Raw genomic sequence first — 19,664 nt, forward strand, 5'->3', positions numbered from 1 at the left:
TATTATAATTTTTTTAGAATAACAACTTCTTTAAAAGCGGTTTCTATTTTTTTAATAAGATTATTAACGTCTTTTTGTTCTGCTAAGGTTAGGTTTATAAAATCTAAATTATAGATGTGGTTATAAATAATGGTGTTGTTTTTAACTTCATAAGTAATACTACTTGATACATAGTTGTTTGATAGGTTTACGTTTTCGGGTAAATATTCAACACTGTAACCTGCAGGAATGTTTAAGATGGTTGTGTAATTAAAGTGGTTTTTATAATCATATTCAATTTCGTTTTTTCGGTCTTCTTCAGTTTTGTACGACGCTAAATCTTTTACAAGGTTTAGGTTTACAAACAGTTCATTACCCAACTTTTTGGCGTAATTATTAATGTTGAAACTATAATCTACAATTAGGTTTTTTTCATAATCGTATTTATTAGTTTCGGTTAAAGAATCTATTAAAAACTTGTTGTTCCCTTTTTGTAATCTAGTATTGTAAAATGCTTTTATTTTATCAACAGTTTTTTCATTTTCAAGGTAATTGAAGGTTTCAATTTTGTTGTAACCCGTAATTTCAACTTTCGATTTTCCTATTATGTTTTCATTAATTATATCAATTTTGGTAGTGTCTATCACGGCATTTTTTGATGCGGGAACAACAGGTACTTTTTTAATAATATAATTTGAGCCGTCTTTTGAAATTAATGCTTCTTTACCTTGAATGAATGATGTTGGATAGTCTATAGGAATGTATCTGCCTGTAGCATCAAGAAAGTAGGTGTCATTATTATTTGTATATGAAAGAATCATATGATTGTCTACAATTGGTGTTGGTACTTCGGTGTAGTTGTATGGAATGCTTCGCGTTCCTATCCAAGTTAAATCGCCTTTTATACCAGCAATATCTAGCATTTTGTATAGAATGCTGGAGTTGTCTTTACAATCGCCATATTTTTTTTGAAAAACATCATTTGCTTGTCTTGGAATAAAACCACCAAGTGCATACTCAAAAGCTATGTATTTTATGTTTTGCTGTGTCCAGTAGTAAATGGCTTTAACTTTTTCTAATTCGGTTGGTTTGTCTTTTATTAATTCGTTTACTAATGCAACTAGGTTTTCATCAGCAGGTTCTTGGTTTATATCTTTTACTAATGAATAATACCAACCATACAAATCGGAAACTTTATTGGCTAAACTTGTGTTTGTGTTATTCGATTTGTAAGATGTAATTATTGGAACAATATGTGGTAATATTTTTTTGTAAGTTGGTGTACTAGGTTCGTACTTGTATTTATCCATGTTTTTTACTTCCCAAGAGTAAATGTTGGAATTCTTTTTTTCTTCTTTTTTAAAACTTAATTCCAAGCCTTCAGTGTTGAATTCTTTAAATATTAAATCTATATTTTTATCTGCAATTATGGTTACTTTATTGTTTACAATAGGGTAAAAGTCGCCAAAGTAAAAAGGGCTTAAAAAGCGTGGGTTTTTTACATTTTCAATATATTTTAATTTAGATTTTGAGCCTTTTTTTAAGTTAGGATATATGAAATTTAGCGATTTTGAATCGTCGTAAAAAGATTGGTCTAGCTCGTCTTTTTCTTTAAATTCTTTTACTTCAATTTCTTTGTATTTACCATCAACAAAGGAGAAAGAAGACGCTTCAACTTTTTCTAATTCAAAAAATGATGAAAAGAATAATGCCTTTTTTGAATTGTAATTGGCACTTTCATCTAGATATAAATCTTCTTCAAAAATTTCTTGAGTTATATTAATATCATTTGCATTTAATGAAATTGTAACCGTTGTTTTTTGGTTAAGCCTTACTGAATTTGAGTTTGGATATAAATTTTTATAAAGATTAAACTCGGTTGATTCTTGCGAAAAACCATTTAATACAAAGCCCAAAATGAGGTATAGTGATAAGCGCATTTTAGAATGTTTCATATTTGTAAATATTGCCATCAAAGTAATATTCTTTTTTTACTAATTTACCTGTTTGGTTATAATGATTCACTTCACCATTTTTTATGTTATTTACGTAGTTGGTTTCTTGTTTAATAGTACCACTTTCATAAAACGTTTTTGATAAACCTTGTAGTACACCAAATTGGTAATTTTTTTCGCTTTTTAATTTGCCATTTGGGTAATAGTCTTTGTCTAAACCATCATATTCGTTAGCTTTAAAGAATATAGTATTTTCTAATTTGCCATCGTAATAGTATGCGTTATAATTATTTACTATATCGCCATTTTTGTATTCCATTTCTCGGGCAATTTTGCCGTTGTTATAGTAGCTTACTATGGTTGCCGTTTCATTTACAATTGGAATTATAGGTAGTCTTTTCGAGTCTTTATCAAGGTAGGTATATCCGGTAAGGCGGTTATTGTTGTAAATTCTAACTAATTGTAAATTTCCTAAATGGTCATAAAATGTTTTTTCGCCATGTGCTGTATCGTTATAATAGTCCATTTCATAAGCTATTTTGCCATTTTCATAGTATGTAACCCATTTGCCTTCAGCTTTTCCGTATTCATAAGTGCGTTTGTTTTCTATCGAGCCGTTTTCAAAATAATCTAAACTTTCACCATCTAAATAACCGTTTATATAATTGCGAACGGTTTCAATTTTTCCGTTAGGATGGTACCATACCCATTTCCCATCTTGCGAACCATTTTTATATTGCCCTTCGGTACGTTTTTGACCATAAAAATCGAAATAAACATAGTTGCCATGTTTTACACCGTTTACATAATCTATTTGAAGGTTTGGTTTTTTATTAGTGTAATTGTATACAACGGTGTATTTATTTTCTTTTGGAACGTAATTAATGGTTCCTAAAATATTACCAGCATTATCATAATATGTTTCAGATGTAAGTTCGCCAAACTTGTAGGTGTAAACGCCGTCTGGTTTGCCATCGCAACTAAACGATTCCTGTATACCATGTAGTTTGCCTTTATGGTAAAAATTAATCTCTTCTAATGTGCCATTTATGTAGTACGATCGCCATTCGCCATGAGCAGCATGATCTTTATACCAACCTTGTTTTTTTAGTTGTCCATTTAAGTGATAGCCTTGGTAGTAACCTTGTAATGAGTCGTTTTTGTAAACTGATTTCGATTCAATTTCACCATTGTTATAATATGTTAGGTATTCTCCATTAACTTTATCTTCAGTATAATTTCCTTTGCCAGTAAGCACACCATTTGTTGAATAAAATTGCCAAAAACCATCTTTTCCGCCTTTAATGTTATATAAACCTTCTGAAGTTACAACGCCTTCTGGTGAATAGCCTGTAAATTGAAATTCGCCGCCTTTTTTTCTGCCTTCTTTTAAAATTTCGCCTTTTTTATTGAAGTATTTGTACTCAATTACTTCGCCTTTTTTGTACAGATATTGGTAATATAGTTTGCCATCGGTATCATAATACTTGAATTCATTGTCTAGGTAGCCTTTATCGTAAGTAAACTGGCTTTGAGTAGTACCATCTTTATAAAATTGTTGCCATTCGCCATTATAAAAATTGTCTATACTTTGTCCTGTTTCAAATACTTTGCCGTTTGAATGGTATGTTTTATAGCTGCCATTTAATTCGCCATTTGCATAAGTTATTTCAGAAGATACTTTATTATTCCAAAAGTATTTTTTTTCTAAACCATGTCTTTTTCCGTTTTGGAATTCAACATCAGAAAACACATTGCCGCTAATGTAGTATTCGGTTAACTTACTATCAACCAAGCCGTCTTTGTATGGAACATTATATTCTAATAAATCTTCGCCAACTTCAAAATAAGATTTATATAAGCCATCAAGCTTTCCGTTTTTAAAATATTTTTTTTGAATTAGTGCGCCTTTATCATTGTAATATAAAAATTCGCCATCTAGTTCGCCATCTTTATAGTTGGCAATTATATACGGTTTTTCGTTTTCATAAAATTGTAAATTTTCACCATTAAGTTTTCCGTTTTCGTATTTAGCAGTTTCTTTTATTTTACCATTTGTATGAAACCATGTCCAATTTCCTGCGCGTTCGCCTTTATTATCAAAGCTACCTATTGAAAATTTTTGACCATTACTATTGAAAAACTTCCAGTTTCCAATAGGTTCTTCACCATTAAAAGCACCAATGGCTTCAACATAAGTGTCGTTATAACTATAGGTTACTTCTTGAAGCTTTCCATCAAAATCAATAGTATTTGTACTTAAAATGTCTTCCCATTTTTCATAAAATAAGTCCATAAAAGCAACAATTTCTTTGTTTTTTTGCGCTATTAGTTTTTTGTATTTTTCATTTTCTATAGGGTAGCATAAGGTATATGAAAAATTATCAAATAAGTTGTTTTCTAAAATCCATTTGTAAAAAGGCACATATTTTTTATCCCAAAACCCGCCGTTACCTTTATAATTTTTTAGTTGCTGAATGAGAGCATGGTTTTGGTTTATAAGGTTTATATTTATTTTATGTCCGGTATTGTAATTTTTGTTTAAAGCAATTTTGTTATTTAAAATTAAATCCAATTCATCAAAAGAATCATCATCTGGAGAAATTTGTAAATCGGGATTTGCAACACTTTCATTGCGTTCTGCAACTAAATTATTTAATGAGTTTAAAGTGTTGAAAGCGTTATCTTCTTCAATAGATAATAAAAGATAAATATTAAAACACATTAAAGCTTGCGAAATGCGGTCTTGTTTATAGCACAAATTACCTAATTGTAAATGTGGTTTTGCATATAGTGGGTTAAATGTTATAGCTGTTTGATAGGCATTTATAGCCTCCTTTTTACGCTCTAACTTTTCTAATACAATACCTTTATTATACCAAAGCAGGTAGTTTTTTGGGTAAATTTCCAAGCCTTCATTATATATGGTTAATGCATCTTCATATTTATCTAAATAAGCATGTGCTAGACCTTTATTTACATAAAATGAAAGGTTAGAATCATAGCAATTTTGTGCTAAACCTTTATTAGTTGCTTCAATTGCTTCATCATATTTTTTAGAGTTTAGTAAGTAATATGATTTTGAAATTAAAACGTGACAATACATTGAATCGTTTTTGCTTATTTTGCTTAATTCTTTAATCACGTTTTCATAATCATCAGAATTTGAATAGTTTAAAGCAGATTTTGAAATGCTATCGAAGTCTATTAATGGTATTTTTTCTTGAGCAAGAAGCGTAATAGAAAACAATAAAAGTAGGTAAGAGAATAAAGCTTTTTTCATTTGAAAATGTAATAAATATATGTGCGAAAAAATTACACATTTTTATTGAATTAAAAGCTAAAAATCTAATTTTCTTTATTAAAAATTGAACGCTTTTTTAAAGTCTTGCGTAAATATATTTTTAGACAAGACTAAAAATATATTTACTTTTAAGTAAAAAATAGTATCTTTGTGCTTTAAAGTTGAAATATGACCACACTTTCTGAAGAAAATTATCTGAAAGCTATTTACCATTTAGGCAAACAAGGAGGAGAAGCTGTAAGCACGAATGCTATTGCAGAAAAAATAGAGTCGAAGGCATCATCGGTTACCGATATGGTTAAAAAACTTGCCGATAAAAATCTAGCACATTATGTTAAATATCAAGGTGTTAGTTTAACTAATAAAGGGCGTTTAGCAGCGGCATTAGTTGTTAGAAAACACCGCTTATGGGAAGTTTTTTTAGTTGAAAAACTTAACTTTTCATGGGATGAGGTACACGATGTAGCCGAACAATTGGAACATATAAAATCGTTAAAACTAGTAAATGAGTTAGATGCTTTTTTAGGGTTTCCAACACACGACCCACATGGCGATCCAATTCCAGATAAAGATGGTAATTATACCCAAACAAAAAGTGTGAACATTTTAGAAATAGAAACAGGTAGTGAAGGTGTATTGGCGCTTGTAAAAGACTCATCAGATGTGTTTTTAAAATACTTGAATAAGAACAATTTGGCTTTAGGCGATGTTATTAAAGTTATAGATTTTGAACCGTTTGATGATTCTGTAACCATTCAAATCAAAAACAAACAAATAATTATCTCTAAAGAAGTTGCCAAAAATTTATACCTAAGTCAATAATTATGAATGCATACAATCCTATACACGCACTCATCATTTTTTTTGTTGCAACAGCCATTTTATATGTATTGTTTCGACCAATAAAAGGTTGGTTTTGGATTATAAAAAACAACTTTAAAAGCAACGAGAAAATAGTTATTGAAGATATTTTAAAACAACTTTATCACTTTGAACATTCAGGAAATAAAGTTGACACAAAAACCCTTGTTCAGGTTTTAAACTTTAATAACGACCAAATTATTGAAGTTTTAAAAAAAATGACAATTAGTAATTTGATTTATTTTGAATCGGATGTTTTAAAATTAACCGATGATGGGCGTGATTATGCGTTGCGAATCGTGCGTATTCACCGTCTTTGGGAACGCTACTTAGCCGATAAAACAGGTTTTGATAAAAAAGAATGGCACGATAGAGCAGAACTAATGGAGCACAAATTAAGTCATGACGAAACCAATACCCTAGCGGCACATTTAGGAAACCCGAAGTTCGACCCACATGGCGACCCAATTCCAACGCATACAGGTAAAATGGCTAAAATTAAAGGTGTTGAGTTGCCATTATTGCCAGTAAATACTATTGGCAGAATTACGCATATTGAAGATGAACCCGAAATTATTTATAAACAGATTTTAGCTGAAAACATTCACATTGGTTCGCTTATTCGCGTAACAGAAAATAATGCAACCAGAATTGTTTTTCAATCCGAAGGTGAAGAATTTAGGTTGGCACCCATAGTTGCTGCAAATTTAACTGTGGCAGCTATTGAAAAAGAAGTTGTTATTGAAGATAATATTGCGCGTTTATCAAGTTTAAAAGAACATGAAACAGCAAAAATTATAGGAATTTCTAAAGAAAGTCGTGGTGAAAGCAGAAGGCGTTTGCTTGATTTGGGTTTTGTAAAAGGCGCGACTATAAAAATAGATTTAACAAATCCGTTAGGCGACCCAAATGCTTATTTAATTAAAGGAACATCTATCGCACTTAGAAAAGATCAAGCGGCAAAAATTCTTATTAAAAAAGATTAACTTATGGAAACTAAAGTAAAAAGTGCTTGCGAAACATGCCCACAATTTAACGCCGATGGCTTGAAAAAATTAGGGGTAAACACAGAGAATATCGATTTTGTAGTAGCCTTAGCTGGCAACCCAAATACAGGAAAAAGTACAGTTTTTAATGCCTTAACAGGGTTGCGCCAACATACGGGCAATTGGCCAGGAAAAACAGTAACCAGAGCAGAAGGTGGTTTTGAATATAACCAACAAAAATTTAAGTTGGTAGATTTACCAGGAACCTATTCATTATTGTCAACATCTGATGATGAAGCCGCTGCACGCGATTTTATCCTTTTCGGAAAACCCAATGTAACGGTTATTGTTGCTGATGCAAATCGATTGGAGCGCAACTTAAATTTAGTGCTTCAAATTTTAGAAATTACCGATAAAGCCGTATTGTGTTTAAACCTAATGGACGAAGCTAAACGTAACCACATCACTATTGATGAACGTATTTTGGCACGCGATTTAGGCATTCCTGTTGTAGCTACAAGTGCACGTTTTAACCAAGGCATTCCCGAGTTAATTCATACAATTAGCGAGATAGCCAACGGAAACATAGTTTGTAAACCACACCGTATTAAAAACGTGCCTAGCAATATTGAAAATGCTGTAAAAACGCTTTCTGTAGAAATAGAAAAAGAATTCCCAAACATTCCAAATAGTAGATGGATTGCTTTTAGATTATTGGAAGGTGATACACAAATTATTAATGCCTTAAAAGCAGGTGAATTAGTTTAAAACACAATTATGGCAAATAAAAATATAGACCACATTTTAGAACTTTCAAACGAATTACGCTGGCAAATTGGTGATGATTTTCATGATAATTTAACCGAAGGTATTTATGCTGATGCAGCTCAAATTGTTAGCGATACGGTACATGTTGATAATTCAAAAAAACGGTTTCGTTTAGATAGGCAAATTGATAAAATTGTTACTAGTAAAACCTTTGGATTTCCCATCATGTTTTTAATATTGGCAACCGTTTTATGGCTTACTATTATTGGCGCCAACTATCCATCATCATTATTAGCAGAATTATTGTTAGATACGGTGCATCCTTTGTTAAAAAGTGGTGCAGCGGCTACGGGCATGCCTTGGTGGCTTGATGGTTTTTTAATTGATGGTGTGTATTTAGCTGTTGCTTGGGTAATTGCAGTAATGTTGCCGCCTATGGCAATTTTTTTTCCCATGTTTACCTTGCTTGAAGATTTTGGATATTTGCCTCGTGTGGCATTTAATTTAGATAACTTATTCAAAAAATCTGGAGCTCATGGTAAACAAGCGTTAACTATGACTATGGGTTTTGGTTGTAATGCCGCTGGCGTAGTAGCAACCCGAATAATTGATAGCCCAAGAGAGCGTTTAATAGCCATAATTACAAATAATTTTTCACTTTGTAATGGTCGTTGGCCAACGCAAATTTTAATTGCTACCATCTTTATTGGTGCTGTTGTGCCAGAATCATTTTCAAGTTTAGCATCATTATTAGCCGTTATTGGTATTGCAGTTTTAGGTATGGCGTTTATGTTTGGTGTTTCGTGGGCATTATCAAAAACTGTTTTAAAAGGGAAAGTATCAACGTTTAATTTAGAATTGCCACCTTACAGACCACCACGTTTTTGGAAAACCATATATACATCTTTAATAGATAGAACCATGATTGTGTTGTGGCGAGCCATTGTATTTGCTGCTCCTGCAGGTGCCGTAATTTGGTTAATTTCTAATATTTATATAGGAAATGAAAGTGTTGCCGCTTGGACCATTAACTCGTTGGATGGTTTTGGGTTTCTTTTAGGATTAAATGGCGTTATTCTTTTAGCATATATTGTTGCAATTCCTGCCAATGAAATTGTAATTCCAACCATATTAATGCTAACCGTTTTAGTAACAGGTATTGATGGTGGCGCAGGCGCAGGTGTTATGTTCGAACTAGATTCTGTAACAGCCACAGGCGATATTTTAAAAGCTGGAGGTTGGACGCTTTTAACAGCCATAAATTTGATGCTTTTTAGTTTGCTTCACAACCCGTGTAGTACAACCATTTATACTATATACAAAGAAACAAAAAGTGCTAAATGGACCATTTTTGCATCGGTTATGCCTGTTGTTTTAGGCTTTATTGTCACTTTTTTAGTCGCTCAAATTTGGCGAATTATATTTTAAAAAACCAGCTTATACTATTTAAATAACTTATAAACTTATGATTAAATTAAACTACATAGCTTTAGTGCTGTGCCTAACAAGCTACGCCTTATTTTCACAAAATATTGTAACCGATAGGCCTGATCAAACCGAAAGTTCGTCAACCATAGAAAAAGGAAGTTTACAGATAGAAACAGGTATTTTATTAGGTTTTACAGAAGATGATTTTAGTTCTGAACGCCAACTTTTGGCACCAACTACTTTGTTCAGATATGGCATTACAAAGAGTGTTGAGTTGCGTGTTTTAAGTCAGTTTGAAAGTTTAAAAGACCAAAATTCATCACAAAAAGCAAGCGGCATTAGCGATTTAGAAATTGGAACAAAAATTCAGTTATTAAAAAAAGAAACTGTAAACACTGAAATAGCTTTTTTATCTCATCTCATACTTCCTACAGGTTCAAAAATGCTATCAAATAATGTATTTGGAACTATTAACAAACTTTCTATTTCGCATGAATTGAGTGATGCATTGTGTTTAGGCTATAATGTTGGATACGATTATTTTGGTGAAGGTAAAGGAGATGCAACATATTCTATATCCTTAGGAATAGCTGTAACAGATTCATTTGGAATTTATATAGAACCTTACGGAAGGTTAAATGAATTTGATAGTTATGAATCTAATTTTGATGCAGGTGTAACCTATTTAGTAAAAAATAATTGCCAGTTAGATTTTTCGTTCGGAACAGGAATTAATCACACCATGAACTATTTATCACTTGGATGTAGTTTTAACATAGCGAAACCAAAAACGAATTAATGGCAACCACAACCATCATCACCACCACACGATTTTTTAGAAGGCGGTTTTTTCCAAAGAAATTTTTTCACTAAAAACAAAATAGCGAAAGCTATTGCAGCAATTACTAATATGTTTTGAATGATGGTATTCATGGTTTTACAGTAATTATTTCAAAAATTGAAAAGCTAATAATGCTACAATATAAGCAAACCCGCTCATAATAAATAGTTGTAGTGTAGGCCATTTCCAGCTGTTTGTTTCGCGTTTTACAATAGCCAAAGTACTCATGCATTGCATAGCAAAAGCGTAAAATAATAGTAATGAAATGCCTGAAGCAAAATTAAAAAGCGGACCGCCCAAAATAGGGTTTACTTCGGCAGCCATTCGGTTTTTTATGGTCGCTTCATCATCACTTCCAACGCTGTAAATAGTAGCTAGTGTTCCAACAAAAACCTCACGAGCAGCAAAACTACTCACTATGGCAATGCCAATTTTCCAATCGTATCCTAAAGGACGTATAACAGGTTCTATAGCACGACCTGTAATGCCTATATACGAATGTTCTAATTTATAGGAAGCTATATGTTGATTTAGTTCTTCTTCCGATAATTGTTGCGAAGCATATTCGGTTTTTATAATTGTTTCGGCGTTATTAAAATCATCACCAGGACCATACGATGCTAAAAACCACAGAATAATAGAAATTGCAAGAATAATTTTTCCGGCACCAAATACAAACGATTTTGTTTTTTCAACAACCGTTAAAGCTACATTTTTTAATAATGGTAGTTTGTAATTTGGCATTTCAACTACAAAAAAGGTTTTACTTTTTATTTTTAAAACTTTGTTTAATATGTATGCAGATAAAACTGCAATACCAAAACCAATAAGATAAAGTAGCATGAGGGTTAATGCTTGATAGCCTAAACCTAAAAAACGACCTTCAGGAATAATTAATGATATGATGATTAAATAAACAGGTAATCTTGCCGAACATGTTGTAAAAGGCGTTACCAAAATGGTTATTAAACGTTCTTTCCAACTTTCAATATTTCTGGTTGCCATTATAGCAGGAATAGCACAAGCTGTACCCGAAATTAAAGGTACAACGCTTTTACCACTCAACCCAAAACGGCGCATAATTCTGTCCATTAAAAAAACTACCCTACTCATATAGCCACTTTCTTCAAGTACAGCTATAAATAAGAATAGAAAAGCTATTTGTGGTATAAAAATAACAATACCGCCAAGTCCAGGAATAATGCCCTCTGCCAGTAAATTGGTAAAAGCACCTTGCGGTAGTTGGTTTTTAGTCCATTCACTTAATGATGCAAACGTGCTATCAATAAAGTCCATTGGCACGCTAGACCAATCGTAAATTGCCTGAAAAATAGTTAGCAAAATGAAAAAGAAAATAACGTAACCCCAAATTTTATGTGTTAAAACGCGGTCTAGTTTACTACGCAAATCTTTAGCTTGCGAAACATCAATAGTTTGTCCTTCTTTTAAAGCATTATTAATAAATTGATACCTTTTTATGGTTTCTTTTTGCTGTAATCGTTTTAAATCGGCTTTACTTTTGGTTTTAAAATTGGTAACGGCATCAATTTCATTACGGTCTGTTTTTCCAAAATTTACATCTTGTGTAATAACCAACCAAAGTTTGTATAACAATTGATTTGGAAATGCTTTTTGTAAATTTTCAAAATACTCTTTATCAATATCTGAAGCGTTTATACAAGGTGCAACCGAAACCTCTTTATAGTTTGCAATAAGTTGTTTCAAGTTTTCTATACCTTCATTTTTTCGGGTACTTATTAAAGCTATTTTGGTTTGAAGATGTTCTTCTAAATAATCAATATCTAAAGAAATGCCTTTGTAACGCATTCTATCAGCCATATTAATTACTAATATTGTAGGTATTTCTAAATCTTTAATTTGGGTGAAAAGTAGCAGGTTTCGTTTTAAATTTTCAACATCACTTACTACTACGGCAATATCAGGGAAATCTTTATCATTTCTATTTAAAAGCAACTCAATAACAACGTTTTCATCTAAAGATGAAGCGTTTAAACTGTATGTTCCGGGTAAATCGATGATGTGCGCTTTAACACCACGGGGTAGTTTGCAAACACCTTCTTTTTTTTCAACGGTAATTCCAGGGTAGTTACCCACTTTTTGGTTTAACCCTGTAAGGGCATTAAAAACAGAGGTTTTTCCTGTATTAGGGTTTCCTATTAAGGCAACATTTATTTGCTTACCCATTTTCTTTTTCTATTAAAATATGAATAGCAGTTTCTTTTCTTATTGCTAAATGCGTGCCGTTAATGTTTAAATACATAGGATCTTTAAAAGGTGCCAACTGAACAAGTTGTACAGAATTGCCAGGTAAACAACCCATTTCTAGTAATTTTAATGGAATGTGAATAGACGAAACATCTGTAATAATGGCGTTTTCGCCTCGTTTTAAATCGGCTAATGTATGTTGCAAACTTATTTAGATTGATTTTAAAGAAGCAAAAGTACCTAAAAAGTTTAAGGTTTGAAAGTTTAAAGTTTGAAAGTTTTTAGAAGTTAATTTGTTTGTTGTGGAGTTTTTAAGTCGATTTACAAATTAACGACAAACGACTCCACGACAAACTTTTTATTTTTCTTCTTTAAGAACTTTAATATCTTCAAGTAATTTTTTAATGGCATCACTATTGGTACCATCATAAAACCCACGTATTTGTCGTTTTTTATCAATAAGCATAAAATTTTCGGTGTGTATCATATCAAACGCACCACCATCACCAAAATCTTTTACTGCTAAATAACTTTTTCTTGCCAATTCGTAAATTTGTTTTTTATCGCCTGTTACTAAATTCCATTTAGCATCAATCACGCCTTTTTTTACAGCATAACGTTTTAATTGTGCTACGGTATCAATTTCTGGAGTTACAGTATGTGAAAGCAACATTACATCATTATCATTTAAAATTTCTTTTTGAATGTCTGCCATATGGTTCGTCATAATTGGACAAATGGTTTGGCATGTTGTGAAAAAGAAATCGGCTACATAAATTTTATCCTTATAATCGTTTTGGGTAATGGTTTTTCCGTTTTGATTGATGAGTTTAAAGTCGGCTATTTTATGATACTTTTTTTGATATTGAATGGTACTATCTACCAATTCTGTACTTACCATGGCCGGTTGATATATAGGCAAGGGTTGATACACATTTAGTGTGTTATATATTATTGAAATGATTATTATAGATAAAATCAAAAATACGATTCCGAAAATTTTATAGTCTTTAAAAAAGGAAAGCATCTGTTTTAATTTGTGATTATAGGTAATATAAAATGCAAAAATACGACACATATATAATTAATTGGTATTTTTAACTAGCTAAATAGTAGTTAAAAGCATTTGAAAAATAAAAGCATGAGAATAGCCCTATTGTTAATTTGTTACTTTGTTACATTCACTTTTTTAGGACAGGATTATAATAAATCGTTTGGCAGCATACAAAAAGCTGAAGCAAAAAGAGCTTTAAGTAAAATGGCTTTTAAGGCGAATATAAACACCGGCAATTATAATGTTAAATATCACCGCTTAGCGTTTAATTTAGACCCATCAGTTGCTTTTATTTCTGGTGATGTAACCACCTATTTTGAAGCTAAAGAAAATTTAAATCAAGTGGTTTTCGATTTGGCGAATAATATGACTGTTTCGCAAGTATTACAACGTGGTAACGCGCTTTCGTTTTCACAAAACAGTAGTGATGAATTGGTTATTACATTGCCAACAACTCAAAACAGTGGTGTTTTAGATTCACTTACCGTTAGTTATTCTGGTAATCCTATAAGTTCTGGTTTTGGTTCCTTTGAACAAAACGTTCATAATGGCGATCCAGTAATTTGGACACTTTCTGAACCTTACGGTGCCAAAGGCTGGTGGCCATGTAAACAAGATTTAATTGACAAAACCGATTCTTTGGATGTGTTTATAACTACGCCAACATTTAATCCTTCAAACGAAACGTATATTGCCGTTTCAAATGGGTTAGAACAAAGTCAAATAATTAATGGCGCTAATAAAACCACTCATTTTAAGCACAGATATCCTATTCCTGCCTATTTAATTGCTATTGCAGTAACCAATTATGAAGTGTATTCACATACGGTTCCAAACAATGGTAATCCGTTTGATATTGTAAATTATGTGTATCCAGAAAGCTTAAGTTCAGCACAAGCAAGTACACCTATTACGGTTGATATAATGAATTTGTTTACCAATTTGTTTGAAGCATATCCATTTGCAAATGAAAAGTATGGTCATGCGCAATTTGGTTGGGGTGGTGGTATGGAGCATACAACCGTATCGTTTATGGGTGGTTTTGATAGAAATTTAATTGCCCATGAATTAGCACACCAATGGTTTGGAGATAAAATAACGTGTGGCAGTTGGAAGGATATATGGCTAAATGAAGGCTTCGCTACCTATTTATCTGGTTTAACTATTGAAAACCTTGATGGGAATGCTGCGTTTACAACATGGAAGCAGCAACGAACAGCATCAATAACATCAGCTACAACTGGTGCAGTTTATTTAAAAGATGCTGATACTACCAGTGTAAATAGAATATTTAGTAGCCAATTAACGTATAATAAAGGAGCGATGGTGCTACATATGCTAAGAAAAAAGCTTGGTGATGCTGCTTTTTTTCTTGGTGTAAAAAATTATTTAAGCAATCCAAACCATGCGTATGGGTATGCTAAAACCGAAGATTTTATAGCTATAATGGAACTATCAAGTGGTGAAAGTTTAACCGAGTTTTTTAACGATTGGTTATATAATCAAGGTTACCCAAGTTATACTATTCAATGGAATCAGTTAACGCCCACACAAGTGCAAATTTCTATTTCACAAATACAAAGTGATGCTTCTGTGTCTTATTTTGAAGCTCCAATACCTTTAAGAATTATAGGAACTTTAGGCGAAACGTTGGATATTACACTTAACAATACCACAAATAATGAAACCTTTTTAAATGCTGTTAATTTTACAGTAGCATCTATTCAATTTGACCCAGAAGCAGATTTAATTTCAAAAGATAATAGTATATCATTGGCTATTGAAAAACGTAATTTAACGTCACAGTTTTTAATTCATCCAATGCCAGCTTCAAATGAATTTACTATTACAAAACCTGAAAGCATTAAAGTAAATAATGTTAAAATAATAAATGCATTAGGGCAATTAGTGTATCAATCAAATTGGTCGTCAACTATAAATATATCATCATTGCCTTCAGGGTTATTTTTTGTGCAATTCAATACAAATCATGGTATAATTAACAAAACCCTGTTAAAAAATTAGCAATACTTCGCATTATATTTTCTAAATGGTGTTAAAAGCTTACTTTTGTCCGATTATAAAAAAAACCTAATACATGTCTGTATTTTTAATAAAAGCGGCTCAATTATTATTAAGCCTTTCTATCCTAGTTGTTTTACACGAATTAGGACATTTTATTCCTGCAAAATTATTTAAAACCAGAGTTGAAAAATTCTATTTGTTTTTTGATGTAAAGTTTTCACTATTTAAAAAGAAAATTGGCGATACTGTTTACGGTATTGGTTGGTTGCCATTAGGCGGTTATGTTAAAATATCTGGTATGATAGACGAAAGTATGGATACCGAGCAAATGGCGTTACCACCACAACCTTGGGAATTTCGTTCTAAACCTGCATGGCAACGTTTAATTATTATGCTAGGTGGTGTAACCGTAAATTTTTTATTAGGCTTTTTTATCTACATGATGATTTTATTTGTTTGGGGTGAAGATTATCAAAATACAGATGATGTAACCAATGGTTTCGGCGTTACAAAAACCATGGAGCAGTATGGTTTTAAAAATGGTGATAAAATTGTGTCTATAAACAATACACCTTTTGAGGAAACCGATAATATTTCTACACATTTAATGTTTAGAAAAACTGAAAGCATTACTGTAAAAAGAATTGATGGTACTGTTGAAACGTTAAAATTACCAGAAAATATAGGAACTCAACTTTTTGAAGCAGGAGATATACCTGCATTATCTCCTAGGTTTAAATTTTCAATAGATTCTATTACTCCAGATTCTCCAGCTTCAAGAGCAGGCTTACGCACTACAGATAAAATTGTTAGTATTGATGGTAAAGAAATTATTTATTTCACTGATTTCTCTTATGCTATAAAAAATAGAAAATTAGCAACTGTAAGTGTAAATGTTGAAAGAGACTCAAAAGTAGAAACCTTAAGTATAACACCTACTGAAGATAGTAAAATAGGAATTCTTACAAATTCAGACGTATCTTCCTTTAAAGTTAGACACAGAGATTATTCATTTAGTGAAAGTATTGTAAGCGGTTTTTCAGTTGGGTATTGGTCTATAAAAGATTATTTAGCACAATTTAAATACATATTTACTAAAAAAGGTGCTGCACAAATTGGCGGATTTGCAGCTATTGGCAATATGTTTCCACCAACTTGGAATTGGGCTGCGTTTTGGCAATTAACAGCCTTTTTATCTATTATGCTAGCTGTATTAAACTTATTGCCTATACCAGCTTTAGATGGTGGTCATGTTATGTTTTTACTATACGAAATGGTGTCTGGTAGAAAACCAGGAGATAAGTTTATGGAGTATGCACAAATGGTAGGCTTCTTTATATTAATTGCTTTAGTTTTATTTGCTAATGGCAACGATATTTTTAAAGCTATTTTTGGATAAAAAAAATTCAAAAAAATGTTTGCAGTAATTAAAAAGATATATATATTTGCGCTCGCTTAGGCGAAAAACAAACACTCCTCCTTAGCTCAGTTGGTTAGAGCATTTGACTGTTAATCAAAGGGTCCTTGGTTCGAGCCCAAGAGGGGGAGCAATAAACAAGAAAAAGACTTTACAGAAATGTAAGGTCTTTTTTGGTTTAAGTAGGTTTTGTAATTATAATATTTCTTTAACGCTTTCTACTACAGCCTTAGAATTTCCAATAAAAATTTTATCATCAACAATAATAACTGGCCTGCTTAAAAAGGTATAATGTTCTAATATGTAATGCTTATAGTCGCGTTCTTCTAGTTTTTGGGTTTTTAAATCCATTTCCTTGTAAAGTTTAGAACGTTTGCTAAAAAGTACTTCGTAACTACCTGCTAACGCTTTCATTTCATCTAATTGCTTTACAGTTATTTCTTCGGTTTTAATGTCTTGTAAAATAAAATCTGATGGTAAATTCAATTCTTTTAAAATTCTTATACATGTACTACATGTTTTTAAGTAGTAAACTTTTTTCATAACAATTATATATTTTTATTTTATTGCACGTACTGAACTCGTTTCAGTAAAGAAGGAAATCTAATGGATTTTATTAGAAAAACAAAAGATTTATTACTTTAAAAACTATATTTATAAAAAAATTATAACATGCATTTTACATTAGAAGTACTGCCAAATACCAGACGATTTTTTAAAAAATATTTAGAAAACGTTTCACTAGAAGATTTAAACAAAATACCAAACGGGTTTAATAATAACATTATTTGGAATATTGGGCACATAGTTGTAACGCAACAATTATTAGCTTATAAATTATCGGGATTACCAATGATGATTACCGATGAATTAGTTGGTAAATACAGAAAAGATTCAAAACCTGAAGGAAATGTATCGCAAGCTGAAGTTGATACCTTAAAAGTATTACTTTTTTCTACCGTTGAAAAAACAAGAGAAGATTTTGAAAATGGTATTTTTAAAAATTATCAAGAATATACTGTTTCAACTACAGGGAATACCTTAACGAATATAGATGAAGCATTTCAATTTATAGCATTTCATGAAGGTATGCATTTGGGCTATGTAATGGCACTAATTAGAGCTATTAAAGCTTAAATAGGCGCTTACTTTTTCAATAGGTATTGTAAAATCTATAATACCTGTTGAATAAGGAGCAATTTCATATTGATTGTACAGTAGTATAATGCTATTTTCGGTAAAACCTATATTTTCAGGCAACTTAAATTCATTGGGCTCAAAAAGGTCATCTTCATCTTCAATAGCTGTATTGAAATAAGTTTTTGCTACAGTTTCAAAGGCAGCTTTATTTTTAATTAAATCGTTGTTTTTAATACGCTTTCCTGTTGCTGCATTAAAATTTAAAAATGAAATATGGGTAGAACCATGTGCACCACCAGTATTTACATATGAAGTGATTGATATACTAATAACTTCATGCGATTGAAATAGTATTTCGCCATCAATTTGAGCTTCCCAAGGCTGTGAAATATTTGGGAATTCGGTATTGAATGCATTATATTCATTATTAAAAGCGTTGATGCTTTCTTCTATAGATTTTGAGGTTTTAGTATCTGTGTCGCCTACCTGTAATGCTGCAATTACCAAGTTGCTTACTTCTGTATTTATTTCAGAGCTAATTATACTATTTTCAATAGCTTTTGGAATAGTAACTTCAACTAAATTATTATTTGAAGTTGTTATTTTGGTTTCTATAAATGTTATGGTCAATTCTTCCTTGCAGTTAAAAAGAATGAAAAATAAACATAAAATTAAGGTGTATTTTTTTAGAAGCATGCGTAAATTATTAACCTTCTTTAAAGGTAATTATTGCATTTTAAAACACCGAATAAAAAGTGGTTTTTTATGAAGAAATATTAATTTAAATAATAAATATAGCCAACATTAACCCATACAAGCCAGTCGTTATTTTTATTATAATCTAATTGATGGTTAAGTCCATCAACCCAATCATTAAAATAGTATTGCAATCTAAAATCTAGCATAATATCTGCAAGTTTACTAACTTTATATCTAGCACCAACACTACTAACTACAGACCAAGTGCTGCCGCCTGAAGCATCTACCGAACCTGAATCCCAACCAGAATAAAAATTCCGAAAATCTGTTACATCTCCAAAAATAACATCAGAGTTTGGGGTCATATCAACATAGGTTGTACTAACCTCAGGATTAAACGATGTGTAATGAACGCCCAAGCTTACAAAAGGAGCAACTCGGTAACCAAATGATTGAAATGAACGTATGCTTAAAGGAAAATATTCTAATTGTGTGCCAATATCCAAATTTTTAGCAACCCCTTTATGTCCTCTAAGTTGGTTCGCTTCAACAGTATTTCTGCTTGGGTCAACCCATTTTCCAAAGTGTTCTAAATTGGTTTTGTTCCAAGAAATTTCATTTCGTAGTTTAAAATGGTCGTTAAAATAAGTATCTGTAGTGTAACAATTACAATCGGCTCTATAAGCAAAGTTTATATAGTGAACTATGCCTATTCCAATTCCAGAATTACCAAAATTAGTTTCAGTATTATCTCTATTTCCAAAATCCGATCTAAACTCTACAGGTCCAGCAATAACGCCTATTTCATGGGAAAAGCCTAATTGAGAGAAAGCTGTTTGATAGCAAGCAAACAAACATAAAAAAAAAGCTAAACGTTTCAAGTTAAGCATAATAAGATTCCGTTTTTTGAGGCATTAATAACAACAAATATATAAAAACTCACTAAAGAAACAAATAATTATAATTTAACGACTTAAACTC

15 protein-coding genes, 1 tRNA gene and 1 pseudogene are annotated in these 19,664 nt (G+C 31.5%); 8 read left to right on the forward strand and 9 right to left on the reverse strand.

Annotation, left to right across the window (positions count from 1 at the left end; genetic code table 11):
- Positions 1-2 precede the first annotated feature (2 nt).
- Together ACFQ1R_RS11220 and ACFQ1R_RS11225 are read right to left on the reverse strand one after the other, a co-directional pair.
- Positions 3-1,934 carry a transglutaminase-like domain-containing protein gene (locus ACFQ1R_RS11220; RefSeq protein ID WP_379926265.1) on the reverse strand — a complete coding sequence of 644 codons (1,932 nt, stop codon included), beginning with the start codon at positions 1,932-1,934 and terminating at the stop codon, positions 3-5.
- Complete coding sequence (locus ACFQ1R_RS11225; protein WP_379926266.1) at positions 1,921-5,217, reverse strand: hypothetical protein; 3,297 nt, start codon at positions 5,215-5,217, stop codon at positions 1,921-1,923. Before ACFQ1R_RS11225 ends, ACFQ1R_RS11220 begins: the two co-directional genes overlap by 14 nt.
- Positions 5,218-5,406: 189 nt before the next feature.
- On the opposite strand from ACFQ1R_RS11225, the gene ACFQ1R_RS11230 reads away from it, so the two are divergent.
- The 4 genes and pseudogenes from ACFQ1R_RS11230 (at position 5,407) to ACFQ1R_RS11245 (ending at position 10,080) form a co-directional block, all read left to right on the forward strand.
- Complete coding sequence (locus ACFQ1R_RS11230; protein ID WP_379926267.1) at positions 5,407-6,060, forward strand: metal-dependent transcriptional regulator; 654 nt, start codon at positions 5,407-5,409, stop codon at positions 6,058-6,060.
- A 2-nt stretch (positions 6,061-6,062) separates the two neighbouring features.
- A complete protein-coding gene (locus ACFQ1R_RS11235) occupies positions 6,063-7,085 on the forward strand; it encodes a metal-dependent transcriptional regulator (protein ID WP_379926268.1) in 1,023 nt (340 codons plus the stop codon).
- A gap of 3 nt (positions 7,086-7,088) precedes the next feature.
- Positions 7,089-9,281 (forward strand): annotated as a pseudogene (feoB, locus tag ACFQ1R_RS11240) (ferrous iron transport protein B).
- Positions 9,282-9,318: 37 nt separating this feature from the next.
- Positions 9,319-10,080 carry a transporter gene (locus tag ACFQ1R_RS11245; protein WP_379926269.1) on the forward strand — a complete coding sequence of 254 codons (762 nt, stop codon included), beginning with the start codon at positions 9,319-9,321 and terminating at the stop codon, positions 10,078-10,080.
- Here ACFQ1R_RS11245 and ACFQ1R_RS11250 read toward each other — a convergent pair.
- The 4 genes from ACFQ1R_RS11250 to ACFQ1R_RS11265 all read right to left on the reverse strand — a co-directional run bounded on the left by ACFQ1R_RS11250 (position 10,077) and on the right by ACFQ1R_RS11265 (position 13,375).
- A complete protein-coding gene (locus tag ACFQ1R_RS11250) occupies positions 10,077-10,214 on the reverse strand; it encodes a FeoB-associated Cys-rich membrane protein (RefSeq protein ID WP_379926270.1) in 138 nt (45 codons plus the stop codon). The genes ACFQ1R_RS11245 and ACFQ1R_RS11250 overlap by 4 nt on opposite strands.
- 13 nt (positions 10,215-10,227) lie before the next feature.
- On the reverse strand, positions 10,228-12,327 hold the full coding sequence (gene feoB, locus ACFQ1R_RS11255; protein ID WP_379926271.1) for a ferrous iron transport protein B: 2,100 nt from the start codon (positions 12,325-12,327) through the stop codon (positions 10,228-10,230).
- Complete coding sequence (locus ACFQ1R_RS11260) at positions 12,320-12,553, reverse strand: FeoA family protein (RefSeq protein WP_379926272.1); 234 nt, start codon at positions 12,551-12,553, stop codon at positions 12,320-12,322. The genes feoB (ACFQ1R_RS11255) and ACFQ1R_RS11260 overlap by 8 nt, the downstream gene beginning before the upstream one ends.
- Before the next feature lie 153 nt (positions 12,554-12,706).
- Positions 12,707-13,375 carry an SCO family protein gene (locus ACFQ1R_RS11265; protein WP_379926273.1) on the reverse strand — a complete coding sequence of 223 codons (669 nt, stop codon included), beginning with the start codon at positions 13,373-13,375 and terminating at the stop codon, positions 12,707-12,709.
- Positions 13,376-13,489: 114 nt separating this feature from the next.
- Between ACFQ1R_RS11265 and ACFQ1R_RS11270 the strand changes: the two genes are divergently transcribed.
- The 3 genes from ACFQ1R_RS11270 to ACFQ1R_RS11280 all read left to right on the forward strand — a co-directional run bounded on the left by ACFQ1R_RS11270 (position 13,490) and on the right by ACFQ1R_RS11280 (position 16,975).
- Positions 13,490-15,427 carry a M1 family aminopeptidase gene (locus tag ACFQ1R_RS11270; protein WP_379926274.1) on the forward strand — a complete coding sequence of 646 codons (1,938 nt, stop codon included), beginning with the start codon at positions 13,490-13,492 and terminating at the stop codon, positions 15,425-15,427.
- A 73-nt stretch (positions 15,428-15,500) separates the two neighbouring features.
- Positions 15,501-16,826, forward strand: coding sequence for an RIP metalloprotease RseP (gene rseP, locus ACFQ1R_RS11275; RefSeq protein WP_379926275.1), 1,326 nt, complete (start codon positions 15,501-15,503; stop codon positions 16,824-16,826).
- Between the two features lie 75 nt (positions 16,827-16,901).
- A tRNA-Asn gene (locus ACFQ1R_RS11280) sits at positions 16,902-16,975 on the forward strand.
- A 64-nt stretch (positions 16,976-17,039) separates the two neighbouring features.
- On the opposite strand, the gene ACFQ1R_RS11285 is transcribed toward ACFQ1R_RS11280, so the two are convergent.
- Positions 17,040-17,387 carry an arsenate reductase family protein gene (locus ACFQ1R_RS11285; protein ID WP_379926276.1) on the reverse strand — a complete coding sequence of 116 codons (348 nt, stop codon included), beginning with the start codon at positions 17,385-17,387 and terminating at the stop codon, positions 17,040-17,042.
- 129 nt (positions 17,388-17,516) lie between these two features.
- On the opposite strand from ACFQ1R_RS11285, the gene ACFQ1R_RS11290 reads away from it, so the two are divergent.
- A complete protein-coding gene (locus ACFQ1R_RS11290; RefSeq protein WP_379926277.1) occupies positions 17,517-17,981 on the forward strand; it encodes a DinB family protein in 465 nt (154 codons plus the stop codon).
- On the opposite strand, the gene ACFQ1R_RS11295 is transcribed toward ACFQ1R_RS11290, so the two are convergent.
- Together ACFQ1R_RS11295 and ACFQ1R_RS11300 are read right to left on the reverse strand one after the other, a co-directional pair.
- Positions 17,958-18,680 (reverse strand): DUF3298 and DUF4163 domain-containing protein, encoded by a 723-nt coding sequence (locus ACFQ1R_RS11295; protein ID WP_379926278.1) that lies wholly within the window; start codon positions 18,678-18,680, stop codon positions 17,958-17,960. The genes ACFQ1R_RS11290 and ACFQ1R_RS11295 overlap by 24 nt on opposite strands.
- A gap of 80 nt (positions 18,681-18,760) precedes the next feature.
- Complete coding sequence (locus ACFQ1R_RS11300) at positions 18,761-19,573, reverse strand: THC0290_0291 family protein (protein ID WP_379926279.1); 813 nt, start codon at positions 19,571-19,573, stop codon at positions 18,761-18,763.
- Positions 19,574-19,664: the final 91 nt, after the last annotated feature.

Source organism: Mariniflexile jejuense (genome assembly GCF_042675665.1).
GTDB classification, from domain to species: Bacteria; Bacteroidota; Bacteroidia; order Flavobacteriales; family Flavobacteriaceae; genus Mariniflexile; species Mariniflexile jejuense.